16 protein-coding genes are annotated in these 22,761 nt (G+C 72.4%); 8 read left to right on the top strand and 8 right to left on the bottom strand.

Annotated elements, in window-relative coordinates; genetic code table 11:
* Nucleotides 1-86 precede the first annotated feature (86 nt).
* Nucleotides 87-890, top strand: coding sequence for a hypothetical protein (locus ACZ59A_RS19350; RefSeq protein WP_470960631.1), 804 nt, complete (start codon nucleotides 87-89; stop codon nucleotides 888-890).
* Between the two features lie 313 nt (nucleotides 891-1,203).
* Here ACZ59A_RS19350 and ACZ59A_RS19345 read toward each other — a convergent pair whose 3' ends face one another.
* Nucleotides 1,204-1,923: a GntR family transcriptional regulator gene (locus ACZ59A_RS19345; protein ID WP_468048023.1), complete on the bottom strand. Its 720-nt coding sequence runs from the start codon at nucleotides 1,921-1,923 to the stop codon at nucleotides 1,204-1,206.
* Between the two features lie 471 nt (nucleotides 1,924-2,394).
* Between ACZ59A_RS19345 and ACZ59A_RS19340 the strand changes: the two genes are divergently transcribed.
* On the top strand, nucleotides 2,395-3,597 hold the full coding sequence (locus ACZ59A_RS19340; RefSeq protein WP_470960198.1) for a DUF2637 domain-containing protein: 1,203 nt from the start codon (nucleotides 2,395-2,397) through the stop codon (nucleotides 3,595-3,597).
* A 49-nt stretch (nucleotides 3,598-3,646) separates the two neighbouring features.
* On the opposite strand, the gene ACZ59A_RS19335 is transcribed toward ACZ59A_RS19340, so the two are convergent.
* On the bottom strand, nucleotides 3,647-4,099 hold the full coding sequence (locus tag ACZ59A_RS19335) for an ATP-binding protein (protein ID WP_470960630.1): 453 nt from the start codon (nucleotides 4,097-4,099) through the stop codon (nucleotides 3,647-3,649).
* Nucleotides 4,100-4,297: 198 nt separating this feature from the next.
* On the opposite strand from ACZ59A_RS19335, the gene ACZ59A_RS19330 reads away from it, so the two are divergent.
* Both ACZ59A_RS19330 and ACZ59A_RS19325 read left to right on the top strand, forming a co-directional pair.
* Entirely contained in the window at nucleotides 4,298-7,438 is a 3,141-nt protein-coding gene (locus ACZ59A_RS19330; protein WP_470960196.1) for an alpha-mannosidase, read from the top strand.
* A 119-nt stretch (nucleotides 7,439-7,557) separates the two neighbouring features.
* Complete coding sequence (locus ACZ59A_RS19325) at nucleotides 7,558-8,664, top strand: alpha/beta fold hydrolase (protein ID WP_470960194.1); 1,107 nt, start codon at nucleotides 7,558-7,560, stop codon at nucleotides 8,662-8,664.
* A 5-nt stretch (nucleotides 8,665-8,669) separates the two neighbouring features.
* On the opposite strand, the gene ACZ59A_RS19320 is transcribed toward ACZ59A_RS19325, so the two are convergent.
* From ACZ59A_RS19320 to rsgA, 4 genes are all read right to left on the bottom strand, one after another.
* A complete protein-coding gene (locus tag ACZ59A_RS19320) occupies nucleotides 8,670-10,412 on the bottom strand; it encodes a pyruvate dehydrogenase (RefSeq protein WP_470960192.1) in 1,743 nt (580 codons plus the stop codon).
* A 61-nt stretch (nucleotides 10,413-10,473) separates the two neighbouring features.
* The gene (locus ACZ59A_RS19315) at nucleotides 10,474-11,727 is read right to left on the bottom strand and encodes a protein phosphatase 2C domain-containing protein (protein WP_470960190.1); all 1,254 of its coding nucleotides are present in this window, start codon (nucleotides 11,725-11,727) and stop codon (nucleotides 10,474-10,476) included.
* A gap of 119 nt (nucleotides 11,728-11,846) precedes the next feature.
* Nucleotides 11,847-13,286, bottom strand: coding sequence for a dihydrolipoyl dehydrogenase family protein (locus ACZ59A_RS19310; RefSeq protein WP_470960188.1), 1,440 nt, complete (start codon nucleotides 13,284-13,286; stop codon nucleotides 11,847-11,849).
* A gap of 130 nt (nucleotides 13,287-13,416) precedes the next feature.
* Entirely contained in the window at nucleotides 13,417-14,520 is a 1,104-nt protein-coding gene (gene rsgA, locus ACZ59A_RS19305; RefSeq protein WP_470960186.1) for a ribosome small subunit-dependent GTPase A, read from the bottom strand.
* Between the two features lie 369 nt (nucleotides 14,521-14,889).
* On the opposite strand from rsgA, the gene ACZ59A_RS19300 reads away from it, so the two are divergent.
* Both ACZ59A_RS19300 and ACZ59A_RS19295 read left to right on the top strand, forming a co-directional pair.
* Nucleotides 14,890-15,174 carry a hypothetical protein gene (locus ACZ59A_RS19300; RefSeq protein ID WP_470960184.1) on the top strand — a complete coding sequence of 95 codons (285 nt, stop codon included), beginning with the start codon at nucleotides 14,890-14,892 and terminating at the stop codon, nucleotides 15,172-15,174.
* Nucleotides 15,156-15,569 carry a DNA-binding protein gene (locus ACZ59A_RS19295; protein WP_470960182.1) on the top strand — a complete coding sequence of 138 codons (414 nt, stop codon included), beginning with the start codon at nucleotides 15,156-15,158 and terminating at the stop codon, nucleotides 15,567-15,569. Before ACZ59A_RS19300 ends, ACZ59A_RS19295 begins: the two co-directional genes overlap by 19 nt.
* A 60-nt stretch (nucleotides 15,570-15,629) precedes the next feature.
* Here the strand turns inward: ACZ59A_RS19295 and ACZ59A_RS19290 are convergent, their stop codons facing one another.
* Entirely contained in the window at nucleotides 15,630-17,468 is a 1,839-nt protein-coding gene (locus tag ACZ59A_RS19290; RefSeq protein WP_470960181.1) for a GmrSD restriction endonuclease domain-containing protein, read from the bottom strand.
* A gap of 300 nt (nucleotides 17,469-17,768) precedes the next feature.
* On the opposite strand from ACZ59A_RS19290, the gene ACZ59A_RS19285 reads away from it, so the two are divergent.
* Both ACZ59A_RS19285 and ACZ59A_RS19280 read left to right on the top strand, forming a co-directional pair.
* On the top strand, nucleotides 17,769-18,251 hold the full coding sequence (locus tag ACZ59A_RS19285) for a MarR family winged helix-turn-helix transcriptional regulator (RefSeq protein WP_470960179.1): 483 nt from the start codon (nucleotides 17,769-17,771) through the stop codon (nucleotides 18,249-18,251).
* 212 nt (nucleotides 18,252-18,463) lie between these two features.
* Nucleotides 18,464-20,671, top strand: coding sequence for an ATP-binding protein (locus ACZ59A_RS19280; RefSeq protein WP_470960177.1), 2,208 nt, complete (start codon nucleotides 18,464-18,466; stop codon nucleotides 20,669-20,671).
* 451 nt (nucleotides 20,672-21,122) lie between these two features.
* Here the strand turns inward: ACZ59A_RS19280 and ACZ59A_RS19275 are convergent, their stop codons facing one another.
* Nucleotides 21,123-22,406: a hypothetical protein gene (locus ACZ59A_RS19275; RefSeq protein ID WP_470960175.1), complete on the bottom strand. Its 1,284-nt coding sequence runs from the start codon at nucleotides 22,404-22,406 to the stop codon at nucleotides 21,123-21,125.
* Nucleotides 22,407-22,761: the final 355 nt, after the last annotated feature.

Genomic DNA, 22,761 nt, shown 5'->3' with positions numbered 1-22,761 from the left:
GCCGGGCCCGCGCTTCCGTGTTGAGATTCGGCAACGGCTTCCGGCTCGATGGCGCGCTTGGGGAGGGCAATGTGGCGGACACCGCCATGTCACCACCTGGATCATCGAACTTCGATCCCGGCGCAGGGCCGCCTCGGGCGGACGATCCGCTCGATACGGCGGTGTGGCGGCTGCGCTCGCGCGCGTGCTGGAAGGACGCCGCCGAGCTGCTCGCCCCGTACGCCGCGGACGACGCGGCCGCGGCGCTCAAGCGCAGCGCCATCCTGATCGAGCGGTGCATGTACACCTCCCAGGGCTGGGACGAGGCCGAGGACGCGCTGCGGGCCGCGGAGGCGCTGGCGCTCACCGACGACGAGCGGGGCGCCATCGCGTGCGAGCGCGGCTATCTGGCGTACGCCTCCACCCTGGTCGGGAGCCGGGACCGCGCCGACGAGGCGCGCACCGCCCTCGGGCGGGCCGCCGCGCTGCTCGGGCCCGGCTCGGCTACCCGTCCGCTGCTGGACTTCCGCCGCGGGCTGATCTCCCAGCACCTCGCCCACAACCCCACCGGCGCCCAGGCCGCCTTCCAGCGCGCCCACGCGGGCGCCGCCGCGCACGGGGACACGCTGCTGCGCTCCTTCACCTGGCGGCATCTGGCCGGGATGGCCGAGGAGGAGGGCAACCTCGCCGAGGCCCGCCGCGGCTTTGCCGAGTCGCTGCGGATCCGCGAGGAGCTGGGCTACCTGGTCGGCATCGCCCCCGCGCTGGCCTCCCTGGCGGATGTCGAGGACGAGCCGGAGGCGCGGCGGCTGCGCGCCGAGGCGGGACGGCTGGTGCGGCTCTTGGGCGGCGTCCCGGTGTGGCTGGCCGAGCAGTTAACTCACCACCCGGCCAGCCCCGATCCGGGCTGACGGCACCCCCTGGGGTCTCGCTGCCGGGCGCGGGCCGGTGACCGGGTGACGGCACCGCCCGGTGCGCCCTGGGGTTTCGCTGCCGGGTGCGGCCCGGTGGCCGGGTTGTGCCCACCGGTTCCTCCCCCAGCTACCGCTGGGAGGTGCCCCCTCGCGGAACGATTGCCCACAACCTGGTCCACACGTTCCAGCCCCTCCGGGCGGGCAACCAAGCCCGTCCGGCGATTGAGGACACCACCCAGCCCCTCCGGCGATTGAGGAGCGGGGGCTGGGGCGGAGCCCCAGGTTCGGGGAGGGGCGGGTAGGGGAAAGATCAGGCGCCGGAGGTGAAGTGTTCGCGGACCAGCGACTCCACCACGTCCAGCTCCCGCGCGGCCAGCGCATCGAGCAGCGCCATATGCTCCGCGGCATCGGCGACCAGATCCGCGGTGCGGACGGCACGCCCGCAGGCCAGCGGCCACTGGGCACGGCGGTGCAGCTCGTCCGCGACGACGACCAGCTGCTGGTTCCCGGCCAGGCTCAGCACCGACTGGTGGAAGGTGCGGTCCGACTCCAGGTAGGCGGCGCGGTCGCCCTTCGCGGCGGCCACCGCCGTCGCCTCCGCGAACGGCCGCAGCAGCGCCCAGCGCTCGGGCGCGACCGCCCGGGCCAGGCTGAGCATCACCGGGACCTCCAGCAGGGCGCGGACCTCGGCCAGCTCGGCCAGCTCGCGCGCGCTGCGCCGGGCCACCCGGAAGCCGCGGTTGGGGACGACCTCGACGGCGCCCTCGCCCGCGAGCTGCTGCATCGCCTCGCGCACAGGCGTGGGCGAGACGCCGAAACGGTCGGCGAGGGCCGGGGCGGAGTACACCTCGCCCGGGGTCAGCTCGCCCCCGACCAGCGCGTCCCGCAGGGCGTCCAGGATCTGCCCGCGCACGGAGTGGCGGCGCGGCGGCCTGCGCGACGCGGGCACACCGGAGGGGTCCCGCGGCTCCATTGCCGCCTCGGCTTCGGCCTGCTCCACTCGGGTCCTCCTGACATCCCATCGAACGATATGCGGATGCCGCCCGAGGACAAAGCCCACTCACACACCGTTCGGTACGATCTTCCGGACACGACGGTGACGCGGCAGTCTCGGCATGACCCTGACCACATTCCCCGCCCCGCGTTCCGGCCGGACCGGACACGTGGAGCGATCCCTTTCGGCCACGGATACGGCCCTCCCGAAGCGCCCACGAGCGGACAGGAGCGGGGAAAGATCACCAAGGGGTTCGGACGGCCGACGACAGGTCGACGACAGCCCGATGGATCGGATTTACCCACGATCGGGTTACGTGAATAGAATCAAGCCGCTTGCAACGAGCGAGCGTTCGAACCGTATCGCACCTATCCGCGTGTCCCCCCGCCCACTTGGCGGCCTCTTGTCCAGAAACCGCTTGAGGCCCGGCAGGATTCCGCCAGGATGTCGCGCGAGTAGGGCCGCACTGCGGCCAGAACTTCACGGAAGCGAGGCAAGGGGCACCGGATGAGACTGACGGACATATCGCTGGGCTGGGCCCTGCCAGTCGTCATAGCGCTCGTCGGAGTCGTGGGGGCGGGAGTTGTCCTCGCGCGCGGCCGTAACGGGAAGAAGGAGGAGAACGGGATCACCGACTCCTGGGAGCGCAGCGAGGAGCGCCGGCGGCGCAAGGAGGCCGTCTACGGGATGGCCTCGTACGTCCTGCTGTTCTGCTGTGCCGCGGTCGCGGCCGCGCTCTCCTTCCACGGCCTCGTGGGCTTCGGGCAGCAGAACCTGAACCTCTCGGGCGGCTGGGAGTACCTGGTGCCGTTCGGGCTGGACGGCGCCGCGATGTTCTGCTCGGTGCTCGCGGTGCGCGAGGCCAGCCACGGTGACGCGGCCCTCGGCTCGCGGCTGCTGGTGTGGCTGTTCGCCGGCGCCGCCGCCTGGTTCAACTGGGTGCACGCGCCGCGCGGCATGGGCCACGACGGTGCGCCGCAGTTCTTCGCTGGCATGTCGCTGTCGGCCGCGGTCCTCTTCGACCGGGCGCTGAAGCAGACCCGCCGGGCGGCACTGCGCGAGCAGGGTCTGGTGCCCCGCCCGCTGCCGCAGATCCGTATCGTCCGCTGGCTGCGCGCCCCCCGCGAGACCTTCGGCGCATGGTCGCTGATGCTGCTGGAGAACGTACGGACGCTGGACGAGGCGGTCGAGGAGGTCCGCGAGGACCGGCGCGAGAAGGAGCAGACGCGCGACCGCCGCCGCGGCCAGGAGAAGCTGGACAAGGCGCGGATACGGGCGCTCAACCGGCAGCACCGGGCGTGGGGCCGGGGCGGCGGCCGCCAGGTCGACATCGCCCCCGCGGCGCAGCCCCCGCAACTCGGCGCGGAGCCCGCCATGGAGGAGAACGCGCTGGGAAAAGCCGAGGCGGCCGAGCTGTCCGCGCCCTCAGCTCGGCCCGCCTTGCAGTCCGCGGACGCGGCTGACACCGGACACCGCGAAGACCGCGGCCGGGACTGGAGCCGTGACCTGGATTTCAGCTTCGGCTTCGGTGACGCCGACGCCACCGAAGCCGACCAGGACAAGGCGAAGAACAAGGCGAAGGACAACGACGGCAAGGACACGGACCAAGGGCGGACCGTCGACCTCACCGCCGAGGACGACACCCTGACCATCCCGCGCCTGGACTCCCTGGAGGAGAAGCTCGCGCAGATCGAGCGGCAGTTCGGCTGAGGCCGAGGCCGAGACCGAGTCCGCGGCTCGTCACGGACGGCCGGTGGCGTCAGCCGCCGTCCGCGTCCAGCTCGAACCAGACCGCCTTGCCCACGCCGTGGGCCCGTATGCCCCACGCGTCCGCGAGCGTGTGCACCAGCAGCAGGCCCCTCCCGGAGGTGCTGTCCTCCGGGGGGTGGCCGCGCAGCTTCGGGTGCCGGGACACGAAGTCCCGCACCTCGACCCGTAATCGGCCCGCCACCGGCCCGGCGGCCCCGCCGCCCAGCGTGACCCTGACGTGCGCACCCCGGTCGGTGTGCACCAGCGCGTTCGTCACCAGCTCGCTCGTCAGCAGCTCCGCGAGATCGGCCCGGCCGGGGTCGCCCCAGTGCCGCAGCATCTCCCGCAGCGCGGCGCGGACGCCCGCCACCGCCGCGTAGTCGTCATGCCTCAGTCGCTTGGTGAGGACCCGGCCCCGCTCCCCTTCGATGGCCACCGCCCCAGAGTCCGGCCGGTTGATCATCCGGCCCCGCTGTACAGGCTGACGCTTCATCCTCCCCCGCCCCGGCCGCTCGGCGCGGCCAGCGTCGAATGCCGTCGAACATGCTCACGGAATGCATTCCCGCCTGTTGGCGTGCCACACACCGGGGAAGACACCCCTAGTGATCCACCGAGCTGATCACCGAGCTGATCCGCCGAGCGCCGAGCCCGAGGAGCCGTGATGCACGACGACCGACTGTTGGTGGAGGGGCGCCTGGAGCGGGCGCTGCACCAGTTCATCCGGCCCGCCCAGTACCCGGCGCGCGTTCCGCTCTCGCTCTACGCCTGGCGCGCCCCCGGCGAGCCGGTCCCGGTCGCCGAAGCACTCGACGCGACGTACGAACCGTTCACGGCCGGTACGGAGTGGGGCGCGCCGTGGTCGACCTGGTGGTTCCGGCTGGAGGGCGCGGTGCCGGAGGAGTGGGCGGGGCGGCGGGTCGAGGTGGTCGTCGACCCCGGCTTCACCGACGACGGCCCGGGCTTCCAGGCCGAGGGGCTGGTGTACGACGCGCACGGCGTACCGCTCAAGGGCATCCACCCCCGTAACCGCCACATCCCCGTCGCGGCCCCGGCCGCCGGGGGCGAGCCGGTGCGGCTGCTGCTGGAGGCGGCCGCGAATCCGCACGTGCTGCGCGACGGCTTCGCCCCCACCCCGCTCGGGGACGTGCTCACCGCCGGGGACCGGCCGCTGTACCGGTTCGCCTCCGCCGATGTGGCCGTTCTCGACGAGGACGTCTGGCATCTGGTCCTGGACATCGAGGTGCTGTCCGAGCTGATGCGCGAGCTGCCCGCGGACCGGCCGCGCCGCCACGAGATCCTGCGCGCGCTGGAGAGCGCCCTCGACGCGCTCGACCTGCACGACGTGCCCGCCACCGCGGCCGCCGCCCGCGCCGAGCTGACCGGCGTGCTCGCCAGCCCCGCGCAGGCCAGCGCGCACCGCGTCTCGGCGACCGGGCACGCGCACATCGACTCGGCGTGGCTGTGGCCGCTGCGCGAGACCGTGCGCAAGGCGTCCCGTACGTTCGCCAATGTCACCGCGCTCGCGGGCGACTATCCGGAGCTGGTGTTCGCGTGCTCGCAGGCGCAGCAGTACGCCTGGGTCAAGGAGAACCAGCCGCACATCTGGGAGCGGATCAAGAAGGCGGTCGCGGACGGCAATTGGGCGCCGGTCGGCTCGATGTGGGTCGAGTCGGACGCCAACATGCCCGGCGGCGAGGCCCTGGCCCGGCAGATCGTGCACGGCAAGCGGTTCTTCCTGGAGGAGCTGGGGGTGGACACCGAGGAGATCTGGCTGCCGGACTCCTTCGGCTACACCGCGGCCTTCCCCCAGCTCGCCAAGCTGGCGGGGGTGAGGTGGTTCCTCACCCAGAAGCTGTCGTGGAACCAGTCCAACAAGATGCCGCACCACACCTTCTGGTGGGAGGGCATCGACGGCACCCGCGTGTTCACCCACTTCCCTCCGGTGGACACCTACAACGCCCAGTTCAGCGCGGCCGAACTCGCGCACGCCGAGAAGAACTTCGCCGACAAGGGCCTCGCCACCCGCTCCCTCGTCCCCTTCGGCTGGGGCGACGGCGGGGGCGGCCCCACCCGGGAGATGCTGGAGAAGGCGCGGCGGCTGGGCTCCCTGGAGGGCTCGCCGCGGGTCGAGATCCACAAGCCGTCGGTGTTCTTCACCGAGGCGGAGCGGGAGTACGGCGCGAAGGCGCCGGTGTGGTCGGGCGAGCTGTATCTGGAGCTGCACCGGGCCACGTACACCACCCAGGCGGCGACCAAGCAGGGCAACCGGCGCAGCGAACACCTGCTGCGGGAGGCCGAGTTGTGGGCCACGGCCGCCGCGCTCCACGTGCCCGGGTACGCCTATCCGTACGACGACCTGGACCGGATCTGGAAGACGGTGCTGCTGCACCAGTTCCACGACATCCTGCCGGGCTCCTCGATCGCCTGGGTGCACCGCGAGGCGCGCGAGACGTACGCGAGGGTGCGCACCGAACTGGAGGGGATCGTCGCGGACGCGGTGGGCGCGCTCGGCGCCGCCGGTCCCGGCGCCCCGGCGGTGCTCAACGCCTCGCCGTACGAGCGCGAGGAGGTCGCCGTGCTGGACGCGGAAACCGCGGCGGCGCTGCCCACCGACGCCCCGGTGCAGCCGCTGGGCGACGGGCGCGCGGCGGCCGGGGTGCGGGTGGGCGCGCTGGGCACGGCGGCCGTCGCCGGTACGACGTGGGGCGCGCCGCCGGTGACCTCGCTGAGCGACGGCCACGCCATCGTCCTCGACAACGATCGCTTGCGGGTCACCATCGACGGCGACGGGCTGCTCACCTCCGTCCTCGATCTGACGGCGGGCCGCGAGGTGCTGGCCCCCGGCGCGCGCGGCAACCTCCTCCAGCTCCACCCCGACCACCCCAACCACTGGGACGCCTGGGACATCGACCGCCACTACCGCCGCAGTCACACCGACCTCACCGCCGCCGAGTCGGTCGAGCTGACCGAGTCCGGTCCGCTGCGCGCGACCGTCCGCGTGGTCCGGGCCTTCGGCGCCTCGCGCGTCGTCGAGGAACTGACGCTGGCCGCGGGCAGCGGACGCGTCGACATCGCCACCGAGGTGGACTGGCACGAGTCGGAGAAGGTCCTCAAGGCGGCGTTCCCGCTGGACGTCCACGCCCGGGAGTCCACGGCGGAGATCCAGTTCGGGCATGTGGAGCGCCCCACGCACGCCAACACCAGCTGGGACGCGGCCCGTTTCGAGATCTGCGCCCACCGCTGGCTGCGGGTCGCCGAGCCGGGGTACGGGGCCGCGCTGCTCAACGACTCCACGTACGGCCACGATGTGACCCGTACGGCACACGAGAGCGATGACGGCGAGGTGCTCGGCACCACCGTGCGGCTGACGCTGCTGCGCGCCCCGCACAGCCCCGACCCCGAAACCGACCTCGGCACCCACCGCTTCCGCTACGCGCTGCTGCCGGGCGCGAGCGTCGGCGACGCGGTCGAGGGCGGCCTCGCCCTGAACCTGCCGCTGCGCACCCTGCCCACGGGCCCGACCGGGCCCGCCCCGCTGCTCTCCGTGGACAACCCGGCGATCACGGTGGAGTCGGTCAAGCTCGCCGAGGACCGCAGCGGGGATGTGGTGGTGCGGCTGTACGAGTCGCACGGCGGCCGCGCGGCGGGAACGCTCGTCGCCGGTTTCCCGGTGCTCTCGGCGGACGTCACCGACCTGCTGGAGCGCCCGCTGCACCCGGCCGCCACCGGCCCGGCCGGGCTGAGCCTGGCCCTGCGGCCGCACCAGATCCTCACCCTGCGGCTGCGGCCGGTGCCCGCGTAGTCAGCAGGTCTCGCAGCGGTGCGCGCCTCGGTCGTGGGGCGCGCACCGCGCGTGAGGAGTCTTTTCGATCAGGAGGGGTAAAGAGGCGTCGTCCCACCGCATACGGCCAGGAGAGACACATGCCCAGACCGCTCGTCACCGGTATCGTCGCCACCGCCGCCGCGACCCTCCTGCTCACCGGCTCCGGGGCCATGGGGGGCAGTGCCACCGCCACGTCGCCGCGCGAGCCCCGCGCCACCGGCGCCGATCAGGTCCGCATTCAGGACGAGTTCGACTCGCTCGGGCCCGAGGTGCGGGCGATGAAGCTGGATTCGGGGCGCACCGCGCACTACATCGACGAGGGGCCCCGGGACGGGAAGCCGGTGCTCTACCTCGGGGGCACGGGGACCAGCGCGCGGGCGGCGCATATGACGGACTTTCTGCGCAGCACGCGGGAGTCCCTCGGGCTGCGGCTGATATCCGTCGAGCGCAACGGCTTCGGGGACACGGAGTTCGACAAGGGCCTGGGGAAGGCCGACTTCGTGGAGGACGCGCTTCAGGTGCTGGACCGCATCGGAGTGCGCAAGGTCGGCGTGATCGCCATCTCCGGTGGCGGGCCCTACGCCGCCGAGCTGGCTTCCCGGGCGCCGGACCGCGTGCGGTCGCTGCATCTGGCCGCCGCGCTGCCGCCGTACGGGGCCAGGCCGTCGTACTGCTCGATGTCCGACGAGGAGCTGGGGAAGTCGCTGGAGAAGCAGATCGCCGATCCGCGCGTCTGGTGGGCGCTTCCGGAGGACAGCCCGACCAGGAAGGTGCCCGGGTTCGCCGACACCGCGTACGAGGACGGCGCCCGCACCTACAACCAGCGCGGGCAGAAGGCCGACCCCGCGCCGCAGGTGCACGAGCAGAAGCTGTACTGCCAGCGGCCCGGGCCCGATCTGTCGAAGCTGAAGGCGCCCGTCATCCTCTACAGCGGGAAGAAGGACACGACCGTGCCGCCCAGCACGATCGGGACCTGGAAGGAGCGGCTGCCCGGCGATCCGGCCGTGCGCGGCTACGCGGACTCGGGGCACGACGTGCAGTACCGGCACTGGGACCAGATCCTCGTCGACCTGGCCGGATACCCGGGCCGCACCGTCGTCTGCTACCGGGGCCACAGCGCCATGCCGCCCGCCGAGGTCGCCGACCCGCTGGTGGCGAAGGGGCGGGCCACGCTCGGCAGCTGTGCCTGGCGGAAGTCCGGCTGATCAGGTCAGGGGCGGGGGACGTTGCGGAGGTTGGAGCGGGCCATCTGGACCATCCTCCCGACGCCGCCGTCCAGCACCATCTTGCTGGCCGACAGCGCGAATCCCGTCACCATCTCGGCCTTGATCTTCGGCGGGATGGACAGGGCGTTGGGGTCGGTGACGATGTCGACCAGCGCGGGGCCCTTGTGGTGCAGGGCGGTGCGCAGCGCGGACCGCAGATGCTTGGGCTTCTCGACGCGTTCGGCGTAGGCCCCGGCAGCGCGGGCGAGCTGGGCGAAGTTCGGGTTGTGGTTGCCGGTGCCGTAGGCGGGCAGGCCCGAGACCAGCATCTCCAGCTCGACCATGCCGAGGGAGGAGTTGTTGAAGAGGACGACCTTCACCGGCAGGTCGTACTGGACGAGGGTGAGGAAGTCGCCCATCAGCATCGTGAACCCGCCGTCGCCGGACATCGAGATGACCTGGCGGCGGCGGTCGAGGAACTGGGCGCCGATCGCCTGCGGCAGGGCGTTGGCCATCGAGCCGTGGGTGAACGAACCGATCACCCGGCGGCGGCCGTTGGGGGTCAGATAGCGGGCCGCCCAGACGTTGCACATCCCGGTGTCGACGGTGAACACGGCGTCGTCGGCGGCCTCCTCGTCCAGGACCGAGGCCACGTACTCCGGGTGGATCGGAATGTGCTTCTCCACCTTGCGGGTGTACGCCTTGACCACGCCCTCCAGCGCCTCCGCGTGCTTCTTCAGCATCCGGTCCAGGAACCGGCGGTCGGTCTTGGGGCGCACCTTCGGGGTCAGACAGCGCAGCGTCTCGCGGACGTCGCCCCAGACGGCCAGGTCGAGCTTGGAGCGGCGGCCCAGGTGCTCGGGCCGGACGTCGACCTGGACGGTCCGTACGTCGTCGGGGAGGAAGGCGTTGTACGGGAAGTCGGTGCCCAGCAGGATCAGCAGATCGCATTCGTTGGTGGCCTCGTACGCGGCGCCGTAGCCGAGCAGGCCGCTCATGCCGACGTCGTACGGGTTGTCGAACTGGATGTGCTCCTTGCCGCGCAGCGCGTGCCCCACGGGTGCCTTCACCTGCTCGGCGAAGGCCATCACCTCCTCATGGGCCCCGGCGGTGCCGCTGCCGCAGAAGAGGGTGACCCGCTCCGCCTCGTCCACCATGCGCGCGAGGGCGTCGATCTCCGCGTCGCCGGGGCGCACGGTGGGGCGTGAGGTCACCAGCGCGTGCTCCTCGGCGCGCTCGGGCGCCGGGCGGGCCGCGATGTCGCCGGGGAGCGAGACGACGCTGACGCCGCGGCGGCCGACCGCGTGCTGGATCGCGGTCTGCAGCACGCGCGGCATCTGCTGGGGGCTGGAGATCAGTTCGCTGTAGTGGCTGCACTCGCGGAACAGCTGGTCGGGGTGGGTCTCCTGGAAGTAGCCGGTGCCGATCTCGCTGCCGGGGATGTGCGAGGCGAGGGCGAGGACCGGGGCCATGGAGCGGTGGGCGTCGTACAGCCCGTTGATCAGGTGCAGATTGCCGGGGCCGCAGGAGCCCGCGCAGCCCGCGAGCTTGCCGGTGAGCTGGGCCTCGGCGCCCGCGGCGAACGCGGCGGACTCCTCGTGCCGCACCTGGATCCAGTCAATGGCGGAGTTGCGGCGGATCGCGTCCACGACGGGGTTGAGGCTGTCGCCGACCACCCCGTACAGCCGCCGCACCCCGGCGCGCGCCAGGATGTCCACGAATTGCTCGGCCACGGTCTGCTTGCCCATCGCGGCGCCTTCCGTCCCGTTTCGCTGTGGTTTATCAACCATCAACCCACGGACGGGACGCTCACGCCTCCCAGACGGCCGCCGCCGTACGGTCGTCGGCGTACCCCTTCACCCCCGCCTGGGCGTCGGCGAGGAACCCGGCGAGGCCCGGCGGCTCGGTCGCCGCCCAGCGTTCCGCCAAGTGGGCGGCGAGCGCGGGCTCGGCGCCCAGCGGCTCGGCGAGGCCCGTTCCGCACAGCAGCAGGGTGTCACCCGGTCGGGCGACGGAGGCGCGGAAGCGGAAGGGATCGACGGGGGGCGGGCCACCGTCGCGCGCTTCCCATGCGACGGGCAGCTCGGGCCCGGGCGAGCGGCCGTCGCCGACGGTGTCGCCCTCCCCCGCCTCCGGTTCGAGGTCCTGCCAGGCGCCGTCGCGCAGCCGCAACAGCCCGCCGCCGCCGACCCCGAAGAACACCCGGACCCGGCAGTCCGGATGGGCGGGCAGCAGCAGACAGCGCACCGGGGCGGTGTACGCGGCCGGGTCGGCGCCGCGTTCGGCCGCGCGGGTGCGCAACCGGCCGTAGCCCCGGTCGGTGAGCCGGTGCAGCCCGGACTTGAGCGCGGCGCGCCGGTCGGCGCGGATGTCCTCCGCGAGCCGGGCGTGGCTGCGGCCGACGGCCATTCCGATCCAGTCGCACAGCTCCCGAGCGGCGCCCGGCGACGCCCCGCCCGCCCCGCTCGCCACGGCCACCAGGACCAGGGCGCCGTCCCCGGTCCCGAACCGGGCCGTGAGCAGCGCGTCCCGCCGGGGCTCGCCGCGCGAGCGCGCCGCGTCGCCGCGCAGCGATACGGCCCGCAGGGTGAACGTCCCGTAGCGGGCGCCGTCGAGCACGGTGTCGGGCACGGGCCCGCCCGGCTCCTCCGGGTCGGCCACGGGCAGGGTGGTCGGCTCCGCCTCGTAGACCGGCGGCTCGTCCCCGACGAACCGGGACGCGGCGGCGCGCCAGGGCCGGGCCTGAGCAGGGGGCGGTGCCGCGCCGGGTCCGTCGCCGCCCTCGGGAGGTCGCCACCCCTGCGGGCCACCTCCCGCAGCGCCGTCCGAACCCGGCGCGACACCGCCCGGTTCACCCTCCGGCGCGCCCCAAGGCGCCCCCTCGGCGGGCATCTGCTCCCCGCCCGCCGACCGTCTGCGGCCGAGGGTGCGGGACGCCGAATCGAAGCGCTCATCCACCGAGTCCGCCGCGGCAGCGGGCCCGGCATCGGCCCGCGCGGGGTCATACAACGCACCCCACCAGTCGTTTTCCCGCCGCCGCCGATCGTCCCCCTGCTGACTCATCCCCACATTGTCCACAGCGAGCCGTCACGCGAACACCACGCAATGCCCCCGGGGCCCCCGAGGAGGCCCACCCCCGGCACGGTCGCGGTCAGCCCGCCGAGCGGGGGCGGCACGGTCGGCTATCCCCGGTATGCCTCCAGCAGCCGCAGCCATACTTCGCTCACCGTGGGGAACGACGGCACCGCGTGCCACAGTCGCTCGACCGGCACCTCACCGGCCACCGCCACGGTCGCCGAGTGCAGCAGCTCGCCCACCCCCGGGCCCACGAACGTCACGCCGATCAGGTGGCCCCGGTCCAGGTCGACGACCATGCGGGCGCGGCCGCGGTAGCCGTCCGCGTACAGGGCGGCGCCGGAGACCTGGCCCATGTCGTAGTCGACGACCCGGATGCTGCGGCCCTCGGCCTCGGCCTGTTCGGCGGTCAGGCCGACCGCGCCGACCTCCGGGTCGGTGAAGACGACCTGCGGCACCGCCCCGTGGTCCGCGGTCGCCGCGTGGGCGCCCCAGCGGTCCGTCTCCAGCAGCGGTACGCCCTGGGCGCGGGCGCCGATGGCCGCGCCCGCGATCCGGGCCTGATATTTGCCCTGGTGGGTGAGGAGCGCACGGTGGTTGACGTCGCCCGCGGCGTACAGCCAGCCGCCCGGTACGTTCCGCACCCGGCAGGTGTCGTCCACGTCCAGCCAGCCGCCGGGCGTGAGCCCGACCGTCTCCAGGCCGAGGTCGTCGGTGCGCGGGGCGCGGCCGGTGGCGAACAGCACCTCGTCGGCCTCGACGGTCTCCCCGCCTTCCAGCGTGAGCGCGACCGGCCCGCCCTCGCCGTCGCGCCGTACGGACGTCACGGACACCCCCGTACGGATCTTCACGCCCGCCTCGGCGAGCGACTCCGCCACCAGCTCGCCCGCGAACGCCTCCATGCGCTCCAGCAGCCCCCGGCCGCGGATCAGCATGGTCACCTCGGCGCCGAGGGCGCTCCACGCGGTGGCCATCTCGACGGCCACCACCCCGCCGCCCACCACGGCCAGCCGCCGCGGCACCGTGGACGCGCTGGTCGCCTCCCGGCTGGTCCACGGGCGGGCCTCCGCGAGGCCGGGCAGCTCCGGCAGCGCGGCCCGGCTTCCGGTGCAGACGGCCACGGCGTGCCGGGCGGCCAGGAAGCGCTCCTCGCCGTCCGGCTGGGTGACCGCGACACGGCACGGCTCGACGAGCCGCCCATGGCCGCGGACCAGGTCGATGCCCGCCGAGTCGAGCCACCTGACCTGGCCGTCGTCCTTCCAGTTCGATACGAACGCGTCCCGGTGAGCGAAGACGGCCGCCACGTCCAGCGGCCCGCTCACCGCCTGCCGCGCCCCGGGCGTACGGCGTGCCTCGGCGCGCGCGATGACCGGGCGCAGCAGGGCCTTGCTGGGGATGCAGGCCCAGTACGAACAGTCGCCGCCGACGAGCTCGCTCTCCACGATCGCCGTGGAGAGCCCGGCCGCGTGGGCGCGGTCGGCCAGGTTCTCCCCGACCGGGCCCGCGCCCAGGACGACGACGTCGTACTCATCCGTACCGGAATTCATCGCGACCCGCTCTCTGTCGGCGGCCGACCGTGCCGGCCGCCGACGGTGTGCCCGACCGTGGGATGACGCTTCCACCATCCTCGCGTCGAGTCACCGCCGACGGCCACCCGAACCGGACACCCGCGCAGCGCTACCGCTGTGGCCCGCGCTTGCGCTCCACCATGTGGCGGCCCAGCGCCTGCCGCTGCTTCCACTCGCGCCGCATCTCGGACCGCAGCCGGGCGTCGGTGCGGGCCGCGAGGTAGGCGTTCTCGCGCAGCAGCTTGCGGTAGCTGTCCAGCCGCCGGGGCGGCAGCGAACCGTCCTCGACCGCGGCGAGCACCGCGCACCCCGGCTCGGTCTCGTGCGCGCAGTCGTGGAAGCGGCAGTTCGCGGCGTACGCCGCGATCTCGGCGAACGCCTGCGACACCCCGCCCTCCGCGTCCCACAGCCCGACGCCACGCAGCCCCGGCGTGTCGATGAGGGCACCGCCGGAGGGGAGCGGCAGCAGGTTGCGGGTGGTCGTGGTGTGCCGCCCCTTGCCGTCGCTGTCCCGGATCGCGCGGACGCCCTGAACGTCCGCCCCCACCAGGGCGTTGGCCAGCGTCGACTTGCCCGCGCCCGACTGGCCGAGGAGTACGGACGTCCCGGCCGCGAGCAGCGCGCCGAGCACATCCATCCCCTGCCCGGTCGTGGCGCTGACCGCCAGCACCTGGGTCCCGGGCGCGGCGGCCTGGGCGTCGGCGACCAGGTGGGCGAGCGCGTCCGGGGCGTCCACCAGGTCCGCCTTGGTGAGGACCACCACCGGCTGCGCCCCGCTCTCCCAGGCGAGCGCCACGAACCGCTCCACCCGCCCGAGGTCCAGCTCGGCGGCGAGGGACACGGCGATCACGGCGTGGTCGACGTTCGCGGCCAGCACCTGGCCGTCGGAGCGCTTGGAGGAGGTCGACCGTACGACCTCCGTACGGCGCGGCAGCAGCGTCCGTACGTAGCGCGGCTCGCCCGCGGCGTCGACGGCGGCCCAGTCGCCGGTGCACACGACCTTCATCGGGTCACGGGGAACGACGAACTCCGTGTCGGCGCGGACGGTGCCGGCCGGGGTGACGACGTCGCACAGCCCGCGATCCACCCGGACGACACGACCGGGCAGAAGCCCCTGCTCGGCGTACGGAGAGAACTCGGCCTCCCACCCCTCGTCCCAGCCGTACAGGGCGAGAGGATGCGAAGCAGGAAGCTGAAAGGAAGAGAAAGACAAGGGGGTGCCCCTTCACAAGGGTGGCCCCGGCACCGCGCTCACTGGCGCGGGAAGAGAGAGATCAGCCGGAGACCACGGAGGTGGACCTGATGAACTTCCGGATGCGGGCAGTGCCCATCTCAAAGACAGCCATCAGTCACACCTCCCAAGCCAAGTCACCCGCGACAGCCCTCCGGTCGCCGCTCGAACAGCTCCGACTTTAGAGATGTGCGGGCCGCGACGCCATCGAATTAGCCACCGGGCGCAGCCGAACTCGGCGACACCGTCCTGACCACCGCCCCACAGACCGGTATCACGGCGCCTGGGATGGTCCAGAGCGTCGCCGTCACCACAGCGACCAGATTCCTACTCTTTTGATAAAGTTAAGCCATGACTGAGACTCCTTACAGCGTTGGAGAGGGGCCGGCTACCCGGGTGAGCCTCTCCCTCCCCGAAGGGACGGCAGAGGCGATTCGACAGCGGGTGGGCAAGCGCGAGTTCTCCGCGTTCATCACCGCAGCCGTCGAACGTGACCTGCGCGGTCAGATCCTGGACGAATACCTGGCGGACTACGAACGCCGCAGGGGGCCAGTCTCCGAGCAGGAGCAAGAGCGGGCGCGCCAGGTCTTCGACGAGGTGTTCGCCGAGGAGGGCCAGTGGCCCGCCGCAAGCTGAGCCACGAAGGCACCATCGTGCTCGACTGCGAGGGCCTGTCCAAGCTCGTCAACGATCACGAGCCTGTCGTCGCCCTGGTCGCGGAAGCCCGCAGCCGGGGCATGGAAGTAGTGATCAGCGCCCTGACCATCATCGAGGCCGCACATCAACGTACCGACAAGGCTCGGCTCGCCTGGGTCCTGTCCGGTATGCGGATCGTTCACATCGGCGACGAGGAGGCCAAGACCGCATCGGCCATGCTGATCAACGCCGGACTGCACGGCCACAAGTACGCGATCGACGCCGCCGTAGCCGAGATGGCACTGCGGCAACGCCGCCCAGTCGTCGTTCTCACCTCGGACATCGACGACATGACGAAGCTCTGCGGCGACAAGGTCCGCCTCGTGGCCGCGTAGCCGGTCATCCCCGCCGGTCCGAGTCGTGCCACGCCAGGCCCACCGTCCGCCTCGCATTGATCACAGATCGTCGGTGTCGTCCGCCACGTCGAGGTTGATCCCCAGATCACCGGCAGGCGATTCGTCGTCGAGGATTGGCTTACCCATCGCGGTCGAGATGCTGCGGAGCAGCGCGGTCTTGCGAGCAGCGAAGAACCGGTCGAAGTCGTCGGCGGCCATGAGTTCCGGTGGCGCGAGATGGGAGCGGATGCGCTCGGCGACGTCTTCGCGAGGAGTCTCCGCTGCCTTGACCAGCCGACCCAGGTAGTCGGAAGGAGCGACGCCTCCGATGATCCGGTTGGTACGGGCGGTCAGTGGGGTCTTGTTGATGATCGAGTTGTAGTCGGCGGGTTCGTATCCGGCCTTCTCGCACCAGGTCTTGGGAAAGATGTGATGGATGTCGATGGACTCATCGAAATACCCGGTGACCTCGGCCTTCTCTCCGGTGCGCCAGTCCACGGCCCCCGCTTTGAGCAGTAGCGCGTAAATCCCCTTGTAGGCGGCGCTGTTGCGGGTACGGAGGGTCAGCAGGCGTCCGGGAGTGAACTGTGCGGCGGTGACGGTCCGGGGCTCGGCCGCATCCCCGTGGATCCAGTCCACGACGTCTGGCAGATCCTGGCTGAAGCGGGTCTCGGTCGAGCCGCCGTAGAGCTCCCCGAACACACCACACCAGTACCAACGGGCAAGCTTGTGCTGGGCCCCGGCGCTCTGCGCGGCATCCCCGGCGAGGGCCAGGATCGCGGCGAGCGGTATCAATTGGGTTCCGTAAGGAAGGAACTTCGTATCGAAGAGGAACTGCTGACGCAGAAACTTCGCAGCCGTCTTGAACGCGACGATGACCGATGGCGCGAAGCGTACGTAGTCCTCCAGAGAGAGGGCGAGCATGTCCTTGCGCTTGCAGCCGATGCGCGGCAGCCTCTCCTCCTCCGTTCCCTGTTCGGCCTCGTGCCTGCGCCGCTCGGCCGTGGCCAACAGGGTGACCGCCTGAAGGAAGTCGGTGTTGGAGACCTCGCGAAGGATGCGGTACTCAGGTGCCTTCCAGGCTGCCCGGCACTCCTGCTCCCAGTGATTGCGCAGGTCGAATTCGTCCGCCGCATAGGTGGCCGTCAGCAGCTCGAAGACGGTCAGGGTGACGCCGCCGGTATTGACCTTCTCGAACACCTGGCAAACCGCTTGGCGCGGGGTCGCCTGCCCCAGCTCGATGACAGGCACGTGGTAGCGGTCGAAAGGGCGGACGAATGCCTCGTCGAAGTCGCGCCAGAGTCTACGCTTCTCCCTGTCGTCATCCCAGTGATCGGTGAACCCATAACCCCAGTCGCCGCGGTCGAAGACCGCGTGGAGCGGGAAGAGATGCGCCTCGTATTCGCGCTCGGGAGTCGAGTAGTCCTCGACGACCTGGCCTCTGAAGTTGAGCACCTTGCGTGATTCGGGCAGAAAACGGATGGCGTCCTCGCGGTCGCCGTTGCCATCAAGGGCTTGGACCATGTCGACGTAAAACCAGCCGGACACCTGCTGCTTGCGCAGGTCCTGGGTGATCACCGGCCCCTTCAGCTTCAGAGCCTGGAACAGCGATGTCAGCCGTTGCTGCCCGTCGAGCACAAGCGAGTCGGGCTCGGGCATGCCGACCGGAGTGGCCCCTTCGATCGGTCGGTACTTGAACCGGACATCGCCACCCGCCTTGAGCAACATGACAGTGCCGACGGGATAGCTCAGCGAGATCGACGCCAGGAGACTGGCAATGTTCGGGTAGGGCCACACCCAGCCCCTCTGGAACTCGGGCAGTTGCGCCTTGCCGACCTCGACCTGCTGCAGCAGGTCGCGCAGCGGTCGCTTGTCGATACTGAACGCTTCGTCGGCCACATCGGCTCCTTAAGGCAGCCGGCCACCAGTACACCTGAGTCCGACCATCTGGTGTGACAAATAAATTACTGGGTGTCACGGTATCGGGTACCAGAGATGCAGAACAATCTGAACGTCGATTGGGAGAGACCCTGGCGGGTCTTACGAGATTCGAACGTGCAAGCTCCGCCACACTCTTGGGCGTGCCGCCGCGCCGTCCGTAGCGACTGGATGACCACGTCACACCGGCTGCGGCCCGGATTTTCGCGCAAGCGGTACGCTCCACCCCCGGCCATGTACCTAGGTTAGGTAATCAAGAGAATGCATGACGACGACCTGCTCGCCGACCTGCTCCCCCGGCTGTCCCAGCTCAGCAACGTGCTGAACCGCGGCCGCATGTACGAGCAGGCCGCGGCGGCCGCCGGGATCTCGCTGGAGCGACCGGCGATGGCCGTGCTCGGCGTCCTCAAGACGGCGGACAAGCCGCTGCGCATCGGCGAGATCGCCGACCGCATGCAGGTCGCGGGACCGCACGCCACCCGCCAGGTGCAGGGCCTGGAACAGCGCGGCCTGGTCCACCGCATCGCCGACCCCGACGACCAGCGCGCCCGGCTGATCGACCTCACCCCGGAGGGCGCGTCGACCGCCGACCGCTACCTGCGCACGGTCCTCGGCTGGTTCACCGGCGCCCTCGCGCACTGGCCCGCCGAGGACCGCCAGGACCTCGGCCGCCTGCTCGGCCGGATGGTCGACGACCTCTCGGCCCATCTGAAGTCCCTCGCCGACGGCCCCGGCCGTCCCTGACGCGCGTGCCGCGGCTTCAAGGCCGCCGCGACCAGCAGCGCTCAGAATGTCCGTACCGTACCGCCCCCCGATTATCCAAGTAGGCATATGACAGAGGCAATTGCATTAACCTCGCCCACGGGAAGTGACCGGCAAAACGGCGCATATCAGTTCGGGCGAGGGAAAAGATGCTCTTCGACGGCCGGGTCACGCATGCGTTCGGAGGGGGACGGGTGCAGGGGCAAGCGCGCGGTGACCACAACGAGTTGAGCGGGACGGTGCACGGCGGAGCCGTGCAGGCGGGGGCGGTCTACGGGGGAATCCATTTCCGGGCCGAGGGCCCCGGCGAGGGGCGGCGGGCCCATGTGCCGTGGCAGCTGCCGCCGCCTGTGCGGATCACCGACCGGACGGCGGAGCTGGGGGCGCTGGAGGGGCATCGGGAGCGGGCGGCCGCGGAGGGGTACGGGACGCTGGCCGCGGTCAGCGGGCTGGGCGGGGTCGGGAAGACGGCGGTGGCGCTGGCGTGGCTGCACGGGCTGCGGGAGCGGTTTCCCGACGGGCAGCTCTACGCCCACCTCGGCGCCGAGTCCGCGGCCGGGCCCGCGACGCCCGAGGAGGTGGTGGGGCGGTTCCTGCGGGCGCTGGGGATACCGACCGGGCAGATACCCACGGCGCTCGCCGAGCGGGTGGGTCTGTACCGGTCGCTGACCGCGGACCGGCGGCTGGTCGTGCTGCTCGACGACGCCGCGACCGCCGCGCAGGTCCGGCCGCTCCTGCCGGGCGGCCGGAACGTGACCGCGGTGACCAGCCGGTGGCGGATGCCGGGGCTGACGGTCGACGGGTGTTACGCGGTGCATCTCGATCCGCTGGCCACGGACGCCGCGGTCGAGCTGCTGGAGGTCACGCTCGCCGACGGCCGGGTGGCCGCGCAGCCCGACCAGGCGCGGGCCCTGGTCGAGCTGTGCGCCGGGCTGCCGCTCGCGGTGCGGGTGGCCGGGGCCCGGCTCGCGGCGCGGCCACGACGGCACATCACGACGATGGTGCGCGCCCTGACCGAGGAGCGCGGCCGACTGGAGGCGTTGGCCATCGACGGCGATCACAACGTACGAGCCGCTCTGGACCTGTCGTACCAGGGGCTGGCGCCCGAAGCCGCCCGGCTGTACCGGCGCTTGAGCCTGCACCCGGGCCCGGAGTTCGCGGGCGCGGCGGCGGAAGCGGCGCTCGGCGACCGGGACGCGGCCGGGCCGCTGGATCTGCTGTACGACGCGAACCTGCTCATCGACGCCGGGGACGAGCGCTACCGTTTCCACGACCTCGTACGGCTGCACGCCGCCGAGAAGGCGGAGCAGGACGAGACCGAGGAGGGGCGCGCGGACGCGCTGCGCCGCATCGCCGACCACTACCTCGCCACCGCCACCCGCGCCGAGGGAATCGTCGATCCGCAGCATCGGACGCTGGACCGGACATACGCCCCCTCGGGCCCGGAACCGGTGTGCGCGGAGTTCGGCGAGGACACCGACTCGGCGCTGGGCTGGCTGGAGAGCGAACTGCCCAATCTGATGGCGGTGATCCGCGTCGCCCGTCCCGCCGGTTTCCCGGCCGTCGCCTGGCAGCTCGCCGACGCCCTGTGGCCGTTGTTCCTGCGCCGTAAGTTCTACGAGGACTGGCGGTCCGCCCACCGCGAAGGACTGCTGGCGGCGGAGGAGTTGGGCGACGCGGTCGCGGAGTGCCGGATGCTGACCTCCGGCGGGATGGGCGAGCTGGGGATGGGCGACCACGAACGCGCCCTGGCGATGTTCGAGCGCGCGGCCCGGACGTTCCACGACAGCGGCAACGCCCTCGGCCACGCCCGTACGCTCAACTACCAGGGCCTGGCCCATCAGCGGCTGGGCCGCCTGGACCGGGCGGTCGAACTGTTCACCCGGGCCGCCGCCGAGCTGCCGGGAGTCGGCGACCCGCGGGCCGGTGGACTGGCCCGGCTCAACCTCGCCGACATCGCCCTGGAGCGGGGGCGGTGGGAGCAGGCGGTGACGGACGCCGACGCCGCGTACGCCACGCTGGACGGGGCGGGCGACGCGTACAACGCCGCCCGCGCGGCCACCCTCCTCGGCCGCGCCCACCTCGGCGGGGACCGGCTCGGCCTCGCGGAGGAGCGGCTGTCCGCGGCGCTCACCACCCTGCGCGGCATGGCCGCGCACTACGAGACGGCGCGCGCCGTGGAGAGCCTGGCCACGCTCGCCGAGCGGCGTGGCCAGCCGGACCTGGCCCGGGAGCGCTACCGGGAGGCCCTGGACCTCTACTCGGCGGTGGGCCGTTCGAAGTCGGCCCACGCCGAGGCCGTACGCACCCGGCTCGGGCAGTTGGAGGCGCGGGATACGGACGGTATGGAGGGCATGGACGGCACGGACGGCACCGCGGACTCGGCGGACTCGGCGGACTGAATCCACACCAGCCGCATCGGCGCCGCCCCCAGCCGCGCGGCGGGGAGCCCGGCCACCAGCCAGGTGTGGGCCACCGAGGCCCACACCGCCCAGGGCGGCCCGGCCGCCGGGCACCGCGCGCGCAGGGTCAGTGCGACCCCGTCGGGTCCCAGCCGCATCCAGAGGTCGAGCCCCCGGTGCACCGCCACCACCAGCGCACCGGGGTGCCGGGCGGCCAGCGCGGCGGCCTGCCGACGCCCCTCCCCCGCGCCCCCACCGGCCTCGGCCAGCAGCACGTCCGCGAGTGGGGAGAGCGAGGGCATCGGCGCGGGGAGCAGGACGCGCAGGTGCTCGTCCTCGGTCCGGGAGACCCGCGTCCCCCGCGCACCGCGCCCCGCGCGCAGCAGCGCGACCCGGACGCGGCCCGTCGGGACACCGCGGGCGGGCTCCGTCACCACGGCGGTCAGCGGCGTCATGAGACGGCCCCCGGCCGTATGCCGCCCGGCACGACGCTGCCCGGCTCGTCGTACGGGACCGTGAACGGCAGCCGCGCGGGCTCGGTGGTCGGCCGGCCGGCGGGGGCCCGCAGCCGCAGCTTGCGGTAGAGCAGGGCGCGCATCTTGCGGGCGAACCGGCCCGGTTCCGAGGTGATCCGGGCCGCCACCCGCTGGTGGCGCTGCGCCCGGTACGTCGCCGAGCTGCGCTTGAACTGCTCGCGCAGCGGACGGTCCTCGTGCAGCCGGGGCGCGAACGAGCCCAGTTCGGCCAGCGGCGACCGGGGGTCGACATCGCCGTCGGGCAGCGTGCCCATCAGTACGGGCACCCCGGTCATCGCGCCGTAGAGGGTGACCGAACCGTGGTCGCCGACGATGTAGTCCGCCGCGACGAGCGCCCCGACCCAGTCGGCGTAGTGGCTGAGCACGGTGAGCCCGGAGCGGCCCAGCCGGGCGAGCCAGCTGCGGACCTGCCACTCGCCGTGCCCGTTCCACACATGGGGGTGCAGCAGCGTGGCGACCCGGAACTCCTCCCTCGGCAGCTCCGTCACCAGCCGCTCCAGCAGCTCAAGGCTGCGCCCCAGCAGGGAGTTCGGCCCCCAGGTGGAGCAGACGAGCACGAGCCGCTGCCGGGGCCGGGCGCCCAGCGCCTCCCGGTACAGGGCGCGGGCGGGCAGGCTCGCGGTGATGCGGTCGAAGCACGGATCGCCGACCACCTCCGCGACCGGCAGCGCCTCGGGGCACTCCCGGCCCAGCCGGGCCAGCTCCTCCTGGTGCGCCAGGACGATGGCCTCGGGCACCACGGCCCCGTCCCGGACCAGCCGCTGCCTGCTGAGCCCGTAGACGCTGCGCGGCGCCATCGCGACGCGTCCCCGCCGCCGGCCGGGCACGATCTTGTTGTGTCCGGCGCCGTGCGGCAGCACGATGACGGGCGCGTTCAGTTCGTGCAGGCTCCCGTGGCCCGCGGCCAGCGCGAGGTCGAACGGCGTCTGCACCGCCTGGCTCCACGGCAGCACCAGCCCCCGCAGCCCCTCCAGGAACGCGGCGACTCCGTTGCTGAACACATCGGGCGCCGCGGTGAAGAACACCTGTACCCGCGTATCGCCCTCCAGCAGGCGGATGGCGTCCAGCAGCCGCTGTCCGGCGGTCACCGTGTGCACCACGGCCAGGACCCTTCGACGGATCTCCCGGGTGGCCCAGTACTCGACGTCCGGGCGCACCGGCACATGGCGCGGGTGGGTTTCCAGCATGGTCACGCTCATCGTTCGACTTCCCCCGGTCTTCCCTTCGGGCGGGGTACGCCCGATTCCGGTCGGCGACCCGGTCGGCCGCCGGAGGAGGGCGTGCCCGGGGGACTGGACGCGGAGGTTGCAGAAATCCTGCATCCGCCTTGCGGCCCTGCGTGTGCCCTGCCGGGCCGAACGACCTGATCACAGCGGCGAGGACGTGCGCCCACCACGCACCCGTGCGCCTCTGTCCGCCACCCCCGGCCTCACGGCAACAGTGAATTGAGTGCCGTACGAACGTGCGCGGGCCGCCGGAAACGGCGGGGAGAAAGCACACCCATCGGGGGGCCGACGGTGAAACTGCTCGCTCTGGGACCCCTTGAACTATGGC

The organism is Streptomyces sp. NPDC040405, assembly GCF_055595765.1.
This window is presented reverse-complemented; position numbering and strand designations above follow the sequence as displayed.

Bases quoted from the DNA above. Each gene is read 5' to 3' on its own strand.
- ACZ59A_RS19350 (WP_470960631.1), top strand. From the start codon at position 87: ATGTCACCACCTGGATCATCGAACTTCGATCCCGGCGCAGGGCCGCCT.
- ACZ59A_RS19340 (WP_470960198.1), top strand. From the start codon at position 2,395: ATGAGACTGACGGACATATCGCTGGGCTGGGCCCTGCCAGTCGTCATA.
- ACZ59A_RS19335 (WP_470960630.1), bottom strand. From the start codon at position 4,099: ATGATCAACCGGCCGGACTCTGGGGCGGTGGCCATCGAAGGGGAGCGG.
- ACZ59A_RS19330 (WP_470960196.1), top strand. From the start codon at position 4,298: ATGCACGACGACCGACTGTTGGTGGAGGGGCGCCTGGAGCGGGCGCTG.
- ACZ59A_RS19325 (WP_470960194.1), top strand. From the start codon at position 7,558: ATGCCCAGACCGCTCGTCACCGGTATCGTCGCCACCGCCGCCGCGACC.
- ACZ59A_RS19320 (WP_470960192.1), bottom strand. From the start codon at position 10,412: ATGGGCAAGCAGACCGTGGCCGAGCAATTCGTGGACATCCTGGCGCGC.
- ACZ59A_RS19315 (WP_470960190.1), bottom strand. From the start codon at position 11,727: ATGAGTCAGCAGGGGGACGATCGGCGGCGGCGGGAAAACGACTGGTGG.
- ACZ59A_RS19310 (WP_470960188.1), bottom strand. From the start codon at position 13,286: ATGAATTCCGGTACGGATGAGTACGACGTCGTCGTCCTGGGCGCGGGC.
- ACZ59A_RS19300 (WP_470960184.1), top strand. From the start codon at position 14,890: ATGACTGAGACTCCTTACAGCGTTGGAGAGGGGCCGGCTACCCGGGTG.
- ACZ59A_RS19285 (WP_470960179.1), top strand. From the start codon at position 17,769: ATGCATGACGACGACCTGCTCGCCGACCTGCTCCCCCGGCTGTCCCAG.
- ACZ59A_RS19275 (WP_470960175.1), bottom strand. From the start codon at position 22,406: ATGAGCGTGACCATGCTGGAAACCCACCCGCGCCATGTGCCGGTGCGC.